This window comes from uncultured Holdemanella sp. (assembly GCF_934772795.1).
GTDB lineage: Bacteria > Bacillota_I > Bacilli_A > Erysipelotrichales > Erysipelotrichaceae > Holdemanella.
This window is the reverse complement of record NZ_CAKVMR010000063.1, coordinates 1-12,340: the sequence shown is the minus strand read 5'-3', so window position 1 is coordinate 12,340 and position 12,340 is coordinate 1. Positions and strand designations below refer to the sequence as shown.

The following is a 12,340-nucleotide window of genomic DNA, read 5'->3' as shown; positions in this document are numbered from 1 at the left end:
TCTAAAGCTTGAAAGGCAAAGGATCTTGCATCTCCTGCATTAGCGATGATCCCAAAGGAAATCATTTCGACAGATTGTTCTGTCTTGTTTTCTTCAGCCATTTCCACAGCTCCTTTCTTATCTCAACTCTTTACAGTCTATACTTTAGTGTATAAAGTTTTTCTTGTCAAAGCGCTTTCAAAGCACAAAAAGTACTCTTTTATACACAAAATTAGTGTATAAATTAGTGTTTTCTGTATAAATCCACTGAATTCGACTTGATTTCGACTTAGTGTATATGATTTTTTAATCCATTTTAGTTTGTGTATAAACACAAATACACTATGTATAAGACGATAGAACTATCAAATATCTATTAAATGTAGTGATATAATTTAGACATGAAATTAATAAGAACATTTGAAATCACTACGGATGAGTTTTATGACTATCTAGAAGCTCAATTACTAGAAGAGATTTCCAAAACCACAAAAAAGAATGTAAAGAAAAGTGTAATCAAATCAGGTTATAGCTACGAAAACAAGGATGCCAGATCAAAGATTGTCATTGATAAGTATGTGCGTGGACAAATTTATCAATCTACAGTCAAATCAGCTACTTCATTTGTTCGTGTATGTTATGAAACACAAGAAACGAAAGAGGGGTTAAAAATCAGTTTTGAACAGTTTATGAGTGGAGATGAAAAGCTCCCACAAAAAAATGTTTTATATCGTACATGGCATAACTGGATCACCTTTGGTAGAATGTCTCACGTTTTATATGATATGCGTGATGATATTATTAAGATTCGTAATGGTGAAAAGATTATAAAGGGTAATATGCAGCCTGAAACGCATAAACATTTAAAGAAATTCTTAACAAAAAAAATAGAGGAACAAGATCAATAGTCTTGTTCCCCTTTTTCTTATAGTTTATTTAATATCATAATAATGGCAGCCATTTGATTATCATCAATAATTACTTTAAAAGCTTTTTCTAAAGGCTTTAATACTTTAGATACCACTTTGAAATCCTCTGGATAATCCTCTAAGATCGTATCTGCATCTTTGCATGCCTGCTTACAAACACCTTGTTTACAGTTTTCTAGTAAACATGCGATATGCACAAATAGACCTACCTTTTGATCTGGACTTAATGAATAAATAATTTCCAATTCATCAATAATAGAAGGAAGAATGGATTTCAATTTCGATATAGAAATACATTTGAATTGTTCTTCCAAGAAAGAATATACGGCTGAATAATCCAATTGTTTAGACTGAATCGGTTCAAACATTAAGATCTTATCAATATCTTCTGGCTTATTCTCAAATACTTTTGTCATAGAAACAAAAGGAATTCCCATTAATTTAGGATCATAACTCCCCACAAAACAATGAATACGATAGATTTTCTTTAAAGCCATGACTTGTGAAATCAACTCTTCACGTTTAGAAATAGCCAAAGGCACAGTTTTGAATCCTAAGTTTGAATATTGATCAATATACTGTTTCAACTGGAAGGCTCCACCCTCACCCGTATGACATAGTGTAATAATAATTTCTTTTCGTGAATCATTCATACGCAACATCGTCTTCATTTCACGCATTGTCGTATGATACACATACTCTAAATCTGTTTCCTGTGCACACTTTCTAGCCACATCTAAACCTAATAATGTGATTGGAAAGTAAATATAACGAATCTTAATATCGGTTTCTTCACTAATCGTATCTAACATTGTCTTAATGGAACCCATATCATAGATTACGACAATCCCTTGTCCATCATCAATTCGCTGAACCAGTGCTTTAATCTCTTGTAGAGCCGTAGCTGAATCCTTTTCTAAACACAAATCATAGGCATACACATTATTTGTGTGCGTTAAAGTATTTGTGACATCACGCAAAGAAGTCGCAACCCCTTTACCATGGAAAATATATAAAAGTACAGGATGTCCTTCTGTATCTTCTTCGTCTTTAATTAAGAACATCGTAATAATAACGATTTCTTCAATCGGTAACTCAATATCAAACTCATCTTTAAACATTTGTCCCAATTGAATGGATATTCCATATTCCTTTGGATATTCTTGTACAATATGTACAATTTGATTATCATCCACACGCGATTGATTCAACTGCAGTGTTAATAATGAGTTCATGTGTAGACAAAGACCATAGAATACTTGTGGTTGAATTTCTCTTTGAAGCTCATTTTTACAATCATCCATAATTTTAGATACCATACGAATAATTTTTGGATCCACAATCTTAGACAATTGTTCCGTATCATATTCATCATTAAAACTACGATAATAATTATATTTTTTAAACAACGTTGTGACATGATTATTAATAATATTATGAATGGTATCCGTATTAATACCACGCTTTGACAATTCATTATATTGACTACGAATTTCTGCATATAAATCGGGTGTATCATGATACCTAATAAATTGAGATTCCTCATGACAATCATAGATAAATAACATCTGAGATCCTAATTGTTCATATAGATCTGTTGATTGCGTTCTAGCTCGAATCAGACTTTTTTGAACCTCATTGTTTAAATCTGAAAGTGTGACTTCAATATTTGAATCTGGATCATCCATAACACGAACACACGCAGTTGCGCATGCTCTTTTGATTTCCATCTCCAACCCTTTTAAATTTAAAGGAAAGTTTGTTAATAATAAAGCCTCTAAAATCTCGCGCTTTACTTCAATATTCTTTTTGGCATTATTAGCCTCAATCATAAAGAAATAATTGATTAAGGCAAGTTTTTCACTCATAGGACGACTCGCTAAATCTGGCAATTGAATAACCATAGACATTCTTTGGCTAAACTCTGCATATCCATTTGGACCACAAGATAACACTAAGAATGTAGAATTGGCATCAATAAAGTCATTACGATCTTCACTAAACAACAATCCAGATTCCAAGAACTCCGATAATCGACTCTTTTCTGTTGAATTCAACAATTCAGCATTGTCAATAAACAACAGCCCTCCACGACTTTTCGCAAATAAAGAGTCTTCAATATTCTTTGGACTAAACAGTTTTTCGTCCAATTCCTCAATATTATTTTTGTAGTGGCGACAATTTATTTTATAAATCGGTGCACTCTCACTGAATACACCCGCTTCTTTACCATATAAATAAAGTGTATACACAAAGTGAGTGGTTCCACTTCCAGGTTTTGCGGTAACCAAAACATTTAAACTATTATTTGGATATAAAATAGCTGCTTTGGCAACCTGCAATGCATTGGCAAGACTTCCATCTGTACCAATCATCACTCTACCTACTGTATTTAATTCATTACCTGCTTCTTTTTGTGGTAAATAATATAATACGGGTCGAGTATTTGTCTTTTCTAGACGCGCATCTTTCACTAATTCATTTAATAAGGTCGAAACATTCGATCTTTGTAGCTGAAAATATTCCGCAATTACCTTCGTGCTAATTCCATCCTTAAAATCCGAATTGGTCATCAATTGTTTCTGTATAAATTCAAATACACTCTCTTTTGTCGTTTTCATCTTCTACACTCCATTATTCGTTTGAATTATACACTATTATACACAAAAGAAAAAGCCTACAAAAGTAGACTAATTCTGCATATGAATTATTTCTTCTTCAATCATTGGATATGAAATAAGTGTTTCACTATCCAAATTTTCATTAAACATATTTACACCACTGATTTGATGATTATTGTATGTCGTGTAATAGTAAATTCCATTTCTTAAGTCGCAACAAGAAGTATAAATTGTATATTCATACTTTCCTGGTTCGACTTCACAAAGACCTTTTTGTTGCTCAACACTACCAATAATATGGAAATATTGACTTAAATCATTCTTGTCACTTGTCGCATTCGCTCTAGTATAGGCAACACGCACAAATCTAGATCCACTTGATAAGTCTCCAGGAAGTCCCATAGCTCCAAAGCCACGTGAATACGCCTTTAAATCCAAGCCAAAATTATTTTCAGGTTGCTTGTTTGATAAATACATATAATCATTCAAGCGGAATAGTTGCATAGGTAATGGCGGATTGTTTGTCAAAACATGTGCTGGATTATCATGTACATGCATACCATCTTCCATACACTCAACGACAATGCTTTCATGTTCATCACTGATCATGTAGTGTAACTCAGCTACTGGAAAGTGTTCATTAAATGGTGTAGCACAAACATTTGTATTTTCCAATACAATTTTTGCCTCTTTAACACTCGCACATTGCGATAAGATCCAAGGAATGAATTCAAAGGCAGCCACATTGTTCTTACCTTCTTTAACTTCATAAAACTTTGCATTCCCAACAAAGTTTAATCCAGCCATTCCCAAACCTTTCTCATTCATGGCATCATAATATAATGGATACTCTTCAAATACGTGCGCCATACCAACTATCGCATAATGACTTTCATGTTGATCTAAATGTCTAAAATGAAAATCATAATTGCGTGGCGTAACAGCTACTTGTTCTCCATATGAAAATTCATAATCTAAATTCCTTCCAAAAAACTGATTAAAGCTTAATGCTGTACACATTAAAATCATCTCCTTCTGCTTGTAGCTTAACACAAAGTGGATAAGAATTCACTTATAATGAACAAATCAAAATATGTGTTCATTGCGTTCAGTTAAAAAAAACTATATATTCTAAGTGTCATAAGAAATGCCTTATCTTATGATTAACCCTTTGGAAAATTATTCAACCCTATAAACTCAAGATACATTTTTATCTTAATAATTTTCCTCTCCCTAAAGCAATGTCAAGCCCGGACATTGCTTTTTATTTTAGGGGATAAAATTCATCAATCACATCCAACAATTCATCAATGCTTAAATTACAGTCTAAATCAAGCCAATATGCAATCGTAGACAACATCCCCTGTTTTATAAATTCCATTTTATATTGTTCTTTTAAATTAAAACTATCCATTTCATGATGTTTAAACACATCTTCAAAACCAGTCACCATTTTAGAATAGAGCGGTGAATGAAAGCTCACACGATAAAACAACTCATTCTCTTTTATATACAACAAGATCAATCTCATATTTTCTCTTTTACTAGAAGAATGTGAATTTCTAAATATATGCCTCATATTTTCAGCATGAATAAGCCACATCTTCTCTAATACACCATATACATCTTCAAAATGATTATAGAAAGTAGAACGATTAATATGCGCATCTTCACAAATTTCTTTAACTGTGATTTTCTGTATATCCTTCTCTTCCAACAGCTTAGTAAATACATCTAAGATTGTTTTTTCATTACTCTTATATTGTTCGTTTGCCTTTTTATTCATATCCCATTATTCCAACACATATCTAATTATTGATGATTGTAGCATACACCTCCACTTCTTATAATACAAGTGTAAATTGAAAGTGAGGAAAACAAATATGTTAAAACTTTATATTGTACGCCACGGAAAAACTTTATTTAACCAAAAATACCTAATTCAAGGTTGTTGCGACTCACCACTAACAGCTGAAGGTATTCAACAAGCCCAGAAACTTCATGATGAATTAAAAAACATCCCATTCCATGCTTGCTACGTATCTCCAATGCATCGTGCTATTGAAACAGCTACAACAATCACGCAAGATCGTGATATTCCACTTTTTATCAACAACAACCTAAAAGAATTCAATTTTGGATCAATTGAAGGAGATAGTGAAGAAAAACTAAAGACAATTTATCCTATATTACATGGACAAACAGTAGATGGCTTTGATGGTGACAACATGCAAGATTTCACAAAACGCATATTAAAAGGTCTTGATGAAATTTATAAAGATAATAAAGACGGCAATATTCTAGTCGTTACACATTCTGGTGTTATTACAGCCTTATTAAATTCCATCAGCAACTTACCTGAAAAAGATATTATTCGCATTAAAAACTGTTCTGTAACCCAATTAGAATGGAATTATGGTTGGAAATTGTGTAATTAAAAAGACGGAACTCCGTCTTTTTTAGAATGCGAATACAATTCCTACAACGGCACTAGCTACAATAAACCAAATTGGATGTAATTTTGGTTTATACTTACTAAACGCAAGGAATACAAATAAACAAATAAATTGTTTCCAATGAAATGTAGAGAAAGTATAATCACCAAATAAAGTTGTCACCAAAATATCGATGGTAGCCACCGCAATAAAGGCCACTACGGCCGGTTTTAATCCGGCAAAGATTTGTTGGACTAGCTTTGCCTCTTTAAATTTCTCTAAAAAATTCGCAATGATACATATAATGATCAAACTCGGTAAAACCAAACCTAGTGTTACTACAATCGAACCAAGTACGCCATATTGACTAAAACCAACATAGCTAGCCATATTTACACCCATTGGACCTGGTGTAGATTCACTTACGGCAATCATGGTAGATAGATCACTCATTGTATACCAGCCATAACGAACGCCAATTTCTCTTAAGAAAGGAATCGTCGCAAGACCGCCGCCTACCGCAAATAGTCCAGTCTTGAAAAATTCTAAAAACATCAATAATAATTTAGTCATTTTTCTTTAACCATCCTATTCTAGAGAAGACAACACCCGCAATACCTGCACCAATCACAAGTAACACCGTAGAAACTTTGGTAAACATCGCAAAAATAAGGGCCACCGCAAAAATCAAGAAACCAATCTTATTTTTAATATTCCCCTTACCTAGTTTTAATACGGCATTGATCATCAACATACATACAGCTACACGAATTCCATTTAGCGCATGTTGCACAATGGCTAAACTTGAAAAGTTTGTGATCAAACCCGCAATTACACTAATAATGATAATAGATGGAGTTACTACACCTAAAGTAGCGGCAATCGCTCCTGGAATACCGGCTTGATAGTATCCAATAAAAGTCGATGTATTGACCGCAATAACACCCGGTGTACATTGGCCAATCGCATAATAGTCCATCACTTCATCTTCGGTAGCCCAATGATATTTTTCAATAACTTCCTTTTGAATCATTGGCAACATGGCATATCCACCACCAAAAGTAAATAGACCCATTTTAAACCAAGAAACATATAATTGAATGAGTTTCTTCATTTTACTCTCCTTTTAATACAAATTTTTCAATGACTTCACAAACAGCACCCTGCTCACAAGTGGCGTTTGTGATATAGTCACAATCCGGTTTAATACCAGGCGCTGCATTTTGTACTCCTACACCTAAACCAGCATCTTTAATCATAGATAAATCGTTATAGTTATCCCCAATCGCAATCGTATCCTGAATATCAATATGTAATAGATCGGCTAGTTTTTTAAGTCCAGCACCCTTATTTACACCCTGATGATTAAATTCAATATAACGATTACTTGAATATGAAACATCCATATCAAATGTAATATCCTTTAGATCACGATCAATACTTTGAAGATACTCAAAATCTGTATTTGTATATAATACTTTTACAATTTCCTGTCCCTTTAAAAAATCAAGATTTTGATCAAATACCTCAATCATTTCCTGACGATTCTGCACATACCTTTTCTCATCTTCCGTTAAGTTATATGCATATACCGCATCTTTAGTATATACATGAATGACTACATCATATTTCAATCCACGCTTATATAATTCTTCAGCTTTTTCAAAAGAAATGCCTTCAAAATGTAAAAGTCGATTGTCTTTATTTTCAGTAATAGCACCACCATTATATGAAATCACATATTGATTGGCTTCATCAAAAAGATCCAATTCCTTTAATGTACCCTGAACAGTGTTATAGCCTCTTCCTGTTGCCAGTACAAATTTAACACCCAAATCTTTCAATTTCTTAATGGCTTCAATATCTCTAGAATCAATTGTTCGATCGGGTTTGATCAAAGTTTCATCTAAATCACACGCAATTAACTTATACATAAATACCCTCCCTTAGATATGGAAAAATTATAAACCATATGGTTTCAAAAAAAAAGTAGCACGAAGCTACTTATAATACAGAACCAATCACATGAACAATAAAGGCTAAAACCCACGCAAGTACACATTGCCATGCCACTACACCAATCGCCCATTTAGCACCTAGCTCTCGTTTAATGGATGCGATAGCCGCAACACATGGTGAATAAATCAAACAGAATACAAGTAAGGATGCAGCGGATAATGTCGTTAATGCACTATGTACACCACCTACAAATAGTACTTGTAGTGTAGAAACAACACTTTCTTTCGCCATAAATCCACTGATCAAGGATGTCACAATACGCCAATCTTGAAGTCCTAATGGCGCAAATACAGGCGCAATCCAACCGGCAACCATTGCCAAAATACTTTGACTTGAGTCTTTGACCATTTCGAATTGTAGGTTAAAGCTTTGAAGGAACCACACAAGTACAGTTGCCACAAAAATAACCGTAAAAGCTTTTTGTAAGAAATCCTTCGCCTTTTCCCACAACAATTGACTTACATTTTTTAATCCAGGCAAACGATAATTTGGAAGTTCCATCACAAACGGAACGGCTTCCCCTTTAAATAAAGTGTTTTTAAATAAGAACGCAATCAATATACCTACGGCAATGCCCAAAACATAAAGTCCTGTCATAACTAAACCGCCTTGTTTGGGAAAGAATGCATTCACAAAGAATGCATAAATTGGTAGTTTTGCGGTACAAGACATAAATGGCGTCAATAAAATCGTCATCTTACGATCTCTTTCACTTGGTAAAGTACGTGTCGACATAACAGCTGGTACCGTACATCCAAAGCCAATCAATAAAGGAACAATACTTCTTCCGGATAATCCAATTTTTCTTAATAGTTTATCCATAAAGAAAGCCACACGCGCAATATATCCACTATCTTCCATCATAGATAAAAAGAAGAATAAGGTCACAATGATAGGTAAGAAAGATAAGACTGAACCTACACCCGCAAAGATACCATCAATCACTAGACTATGTACGGCATAGCTTACGTGAGCACTTGTCATCCATGCATCTACAGCTTGTGTAATCCAATCAATACCTAGTTCTAATAAGCTTTGAAGCCATGCACCAACCACATTAAATGTTAGATAGAATACAAGTAACATAATCCCAATAAACATTGGAATTGCGGTATATTTACCGGTTAAAATACGGTCAATTCTTTCACTTCGAACACGCTCTTTACTTTCCTTAGGCTTTACTACAGTCTGTTCACAAACCCTTTCAATAAAGGAAAAACGCATATCGGCAATAGCCGCACTATGATCGAGTCCACGCTCTTTTTCCATTTGAAGCACAATATGTTCAATCATTTCTTTTTCGTTTTCATCTAAATCCAAACGATCAAGAATCAAGGTATCGCCTTCAATAATTTTACTAGCCGCAAAACGCAATGGAATATCTGCCTTTTTGGCATGATCTTCAATTAAGTGGCAGATAGAGTGAATACATCGGTGAACGGCTCCACCAAAATCATCTTCTCCACAAAAATCCAAACGTCCTGGTCTTTCTTGATATTTCGCAATATGAATCGCATGTTCAATCAATTCATCCACACCTTGGTTTTTAGCTGCAGAAATAGGTACAACTGGTACTCCAAGCATAGCCTCCATACCATTGATATCGATTGAGCCTTGGTTATTGGTCACTTCATCCATCATATTTAATGCGACAACCATCGGAATATTCATTTCTAAAAGTTGCATAGTCAAATATAGATTTCGCTCAATATTTGTGGCATCTACTATATTGATAATAGCCTTAGGCTTATCGTTTAACACAAAATTACGTGATACAATTTCTTCACTTGTATAAGGTGACATCGAATAAATACCCGGTAAATCGGTCACCATTGTATTTGGATACCCTTTAATTGGACCATCCTTTCGATCAACAGTTACACCCGGAAAGTTTCCAACATGCTGATTCGATCCTGTTAATTGGTTAAACAATGTGGTTTTTCCACAGTTTTGATTTCCAACCAAGGCATATGTCAAACATGTTCCTTCGGGCAAAGGATGTTCATCCGCCTTTACATGATACTTTCCATCTTCACCAAGCCCAGGGTGAACCGTATTATTAATATTCTCTGCACTTTCATGCTTTCGTGTTCTCTCATCAATTAATTCAACTAATATTTTTTCAGCTTCATCTAAACGAAGCGATAATTCATAACTATGAATCTGTAGTTCCATTGGATCGCCCATAGGCGCAAACTTTACAACTGTAACCTCGGCTCCAGGTATAACTCCCATATCTAGAAAGTGTTGTCTTAATGCACCCATTCCTCCAACAGCTTTAATCAATGCACTCTGTCCTATTTTTAGCTCTTTTAACGTCATGCATATCCCTCCCCCAATTAGTTAAAATTATAATCATCTTATTCAAGTAGTCAATTACAGTACTTGATATTTTTATTGACACAATCTGTTTACTTGTTTACAATTAAACTGTTCACAAGTAAACGTTAGGAGGGCATATGTTGACGATTGAAGAATTTTTACGCTTATCCAATCGATTGCGTGAATATTATGGCAAACAAATCAAAGATCGATTTGCGGAATATACCTTTTCACCCAACGAAATATCGATATTGATTTTACTACAAAACAACAATTCCATTACAACAAGTACACAACTTCGTGTTGTATTGGGCGTTTCAAAAGCTTTGGTTTCTCGAAGTGTTACAAGCCTAGAACAAAAGGGATTGATCACAGTTAAAGGAATTCCAAACGATAAAAGAATTTCACATATTGAATTAACAGAAGATGCGATTCCTGTATTAGAAAAAATCAATATTGAAATTGAAAAAATCAATCAAGTATTATTTAAGGATATTCCTACAAAGGATATTCAATGCATGATTGAGACAATGAATAAAATGAACGAAAAAATAGAAGGAGCAGATTAAAATGAAATTTTCAACAGCGTCCGAAGTGGATTTAGGACATGAAAAAGTTGGTAAGTTACTCTTTATGTTGGCGGTACCTGCCATTTTAAGTCAAATTGTTAACTTACTCTATAACGTAGTTGACCGTATGTATATTGGTCACATTCAAGATGTAGGAGCTATTGCCCTAACCGGAGTCGGTGTTTGTCTTCCTATTATTATGATTGTATCCGCCTTTGCGTGTTTAGTTGGTATGGGCGGTGCTCCAAGAGCCAGTATTTATATGGGAAAACAAGATAATCCAACGGCTGAAAAAATCATGGGAAACTGTTTTATCGCATTGATTGTGATTTCTTTAACTCTAACTGTATGTTTATTGGTTTTCCAAACTCCATTACTACAATTGTTCCAGGCAAGTTCAAAAACAATCGTATATGCCAAACAATATATGAGTATTTATGCCTTGGGAACGATTTTTGTCCAAATGACACTTGGTATGAATGCCTTCATTTCTTGTCAAGGCTTCTCAAAAACTAGTATGATGACCGTTTTAATCGGAGCTATCTTAAACATTATTTTAGACCCTATTTTTATCTTTGGATTCAACATGGGAGTAAGAGGTGCTGCACTAGCTACCATTATTTCTCAGGCCATCAGTGCAATCTGGGTCATTCGTTTCTTGAGTGGTAAACAAAGTGTTCTTAAGTTAAAAAAGGAAAACTTTAAAATTGTTCCAAGCCTTTTATTTCCTAGTTTAGCTTTAGGCATTGCACCATTTGTGATGCAGTCAACCGAAAGCTTGATTTCATTATGTTTCAATATGCAACTATCTAAATTTGGTGGAGACGTTGCGATTGGAAGTATGACCATTCTAACAAGTGTTATGCAGTTTGCGATGATGCCACTACAAGGATTAACACAAGGTGGACAGCCTATCATCAGCTACAACTTTGGTGCTAAAAATGCAGAGCGTGTTAAAAAAGGCTTCTTGCTTCAAACCCTATGTTGCTTCACATACGCAAGTATCATCTGGCTTTTAGTGGAATTATTCCCACAAGTATTTATTTCAATCTTCACAAATGATCCTGAATTAATGTCTATGGCAACATGGGCCATTCGTATCTATATGGCATGCGTATTATTAATGGGACTTCAAATTTCTTGCCAACAAACATTCATTGCGTTTGGCAATGCCAAGATTTCTGTATTCTTAGCCATCTTTAGAAAAATCATTGTCTTAATTCCATTGATTTTTATCTTACCAAGCATCCTATCCGATCATATCTTTGCGGTATTTGTTGCCGAACCTATCGCAGATTTTATTGCGGTAAGCACAACGGTAACGTTATTTATTAAAAACTTTAAAAAGACATTAGCACAAATGAGTTATGAAAAATCATAACTCATTTTTTATGTGTGCCGGGCATGGCATGAGTTCAGTTGGAGATAAACCAACCACAGGTAGTTACCGCCAAGTGTAGTGAACC

At 34.3% G+C, this 12,340-nt stretch carries 11 protein-coding genes; 4 read left to right on the top strand and 7 right to left on the bottom strand.

Annotated elements, in window-relative coordinates; translation table 11 throughout:
• Nucleotides 1-380: 380 nt before the first annotated feature.
• Nucleotides 381-887, top strand: coding sequence for a DUF3284 domain-containing protein (locus Q0F04_RS09825; protein WP_242995652.1), 507 nt, complete (start codon nucleotides 381-383; stop codon nucleotides 885-887).
• 17 nt (nucleotides 888-904) lie between these two features.
• Here Q0F04_RS09825 and Q0F04_RS09820 read toward each other — a convergent pair whose 3' ends face one another.
• The 3 genes from Q0F04_RS09820 to Q0F04_RS09810 all read right to left on the bottom strand — a co-directional run bounded on the left by Q0F04_RS09820 (nucleotide 905) and on the right by Q0F04_RS09810 (nucleotide 5,315).
• Nucleotides 905-3,529 (bottom strand): PRD domain-containing protein, encoded by a 2,625-nt coding sequence (locus Q0F04_RS09820; protein WP_295752823.1) that lies wholly within the window; start codon nucleotides 3,527-3,529, stop codon nucleotides 905-907.
• Nucleotides 3,530-3,598: 69 nt separating this feature from the next.
• Nucleotides 3,599-4,549, bottom strand: a complete 951-nt coding sequence (gene bsh / locus Q0F04_RS09815) for a choloylglycine hydrolase (protein ID WP_295752821.1) — start codon at nucleotides 4,547-4,549, stop codon at nucleotides 3,599-3,601.
• A 244-nt stretch (nucleotides 4,550-4,793) separates the two neighbouring features.
• Complete coding sequence (locus Q0F04_RS09810; RefSeq protein WP_295752819.1) at nucleotides 4,794-5,315, bottom strand: TetR/AcrR family transcriptional regulator; 522 nt, start codon at nucleotides 5,313-5,315, stop codon at nucleotides 4,794-4,796.
• A 97-nt stretch (nucleotides 5,316-5,412) separates the two neighbouring features.
• Here Q0F04_RS09810 and Q0F04_RS09805 point away from each other — a divergent pair, with 97 nt between their 5' ends.
• Nucleotides 5,413-5,967 carry a histidine phosphatase family protein gene (locus tag Q0F04_RS09805; RefSeq protein WP_295752817.1) on the top strand — a complete coding sequence of 185 codons (555 nt, stop codon included), beginning with the start codon at nucleotides 5,413-5,415 and terminating at the stop codon, nucleotides 5,965-5,967.
• 21 nt (nucleotides 5,968-5,988) lie between these two features.
• Here the strand turns inward: Q0F04_RS09805 and Q0F04_RS09800 are convergent, their stop codons facing one another.
• From Q0F04_RS09800 to feoB, 4 genes are all read right to left on the bottom strand, one after another.
• Nucleotides 5,989-6,537, bottom strand: a complete 549-nt coding sequence (locus Q0F04_RS09800) for a chromate transporter (protein ID WP_295752815.1) — start codon at nucleotides 6,535-6,537, stop codon at nucleotides 5,989-5,991.
• Nucleotides 6,530-7,078 carry a chromate transporter gene (locus tag Q0F04_RS09795; RefSeq protein ID WP_118320112.1) on the bottom strand — a complete coding sequence of 183 codons (549 nt, stop codon included), beginning with the start codon at nucleotides 7,076-7,078 and terminating at the stop codon, nucleotides 6,530-6,532. Before Q0F04_RS09795 ends, Q0F04_RS09800 begins: the two co-directional genes overlap by 8 nt.
• A 1-nt stretch (nucleotide 7,079) precedes the next feature.
• Nucleotides 7,080-7,898, bottom strand: coding sequence for a Cof-type HAD-IIB family hydrolase (locus tag Q0F04_RS09790; RefSeq protein ID WP_295752813.1), 819 nt, complete (start codon nucleotides 7,896-7,898; stop codon nucleotides 7,080-7,082).
• Nucleotides 7,899-7,968: 70 nt separating this feature from the next.
• A complete protein-coding gene (feoB, locus tag Q0F04_RS09785; protein WP_295752811.1) occupies nucleotides 7,969-10,305 on the bottom strand; it encodes a ferrous iron transport protein B in 2,337 nt (778 codons plus the stop codon).
• Between the two features lie 137 nt (nucleotides 10,306-10,442).
• On the opposite strand from feoB, the gene Q0F04_RS09780 reads away from it, so the two are divergent.
• Together Q0F04_RS09780 and Q0F04_RS09775 are read left to right on the top strand one after the other, a co-directional pair.
• Nucleotides 10,443-10,874: a MarR family transcriptional regulator gene (locus tag Q0F04_RS09780; protein WP_295752809.1), complete on the top strand. Its 432-nt coding sequence runs from the start codon at nucleotides 10,443-10,445 to the stop codon at nucleotides 10,872-10,874.
• Nucleotide 10,875: 1 nt separating this feature from the next.
• A complete protein-coding gene (locus Q0F04_RS09775; protein WP_295752807.1) occupies nucleotides 10,876-12,255 on the top strand; it encodes an MATE family efflux transporter in 1,380 nt (459 codons plus the stop codon).
• Nucleotides 12,256-12,340: the final 85 nt, after the last annotated feature.

Coding starts and splice junctions, on each gene's coding strand:
- Q0F04_RS09825 (WP_242995652.1), top strand. CDS start 381: ATGAAATTAATAAGAACATTTGAAATCACTACGGATGAGTTTTATGAC.
- Q0F04_RS09820 (WP_295752823.1), bottom strand. CDS start 3,529: ATGAAAACGACAAAAGAGAGTGTATTTGAATTTATACAGAAACAATTG.
- bsh (WP_295752821.1), bottom strand. CDS start 4,549: ATGTGTACAGCATTAAGCTTTAATCAGTTTTTTGGAAGGAATTTAGAT.
- Q0F04_RS09810 (WP_295752819.1), bottom strand. CDS start 5,315: ATGAATAAAAAGGCAAACGAACAATATAAGAGTAATGAAAAAACAATC.
- Q0F04_RS09805 (WP_295752817.1), top strand. CDS start 5,413: ATGTTAAAACTTTATATTGTACGCCACGGAAAAACTTTATTTAACCAA.
- Q0F04_RS09800 (WP_295752815.1), bottom strand. CDS start 6,537: ATGACTAAATTATTATTGATGTTTTTAGAATTTTTCAAGACTGGACTA.
- Q0F04_RS09795 (WP_118320112.1), bottom strand. CDS start 7,078: ATGAAGAAACTCATTCAATTATATGTTTCTTGGTTTAAAATGGGTCTA.
- Q0F04_RS09790 (WP_295752813.1), bottom strand. CDS start 7,898: ATGTATAAGTTAATTGCGTGTGATTTAGATGAAACTTTGATCAAACCC.
- feoB (WP_295752811.1), bottom strand. CDS start 10,305: ATGACGTTAAAAGAGCTAAAAATAGGACAGAGTGCATTGATTAAAGCT.
- Q0F04_RS09780 (WP_295752809.1), top strand. CDS start 10,443: ATGTTGACGATTGAAGAATTTTTACGCTTATCCAATCGATTGCGTGAA.
- Q0F04_RS09775 (WP_295752807.1), top strand. CDS start 10,876: ATGAAATTTTCAACAGCGTCCGAAGTGGATTTAGGACATGAAAAAGTT.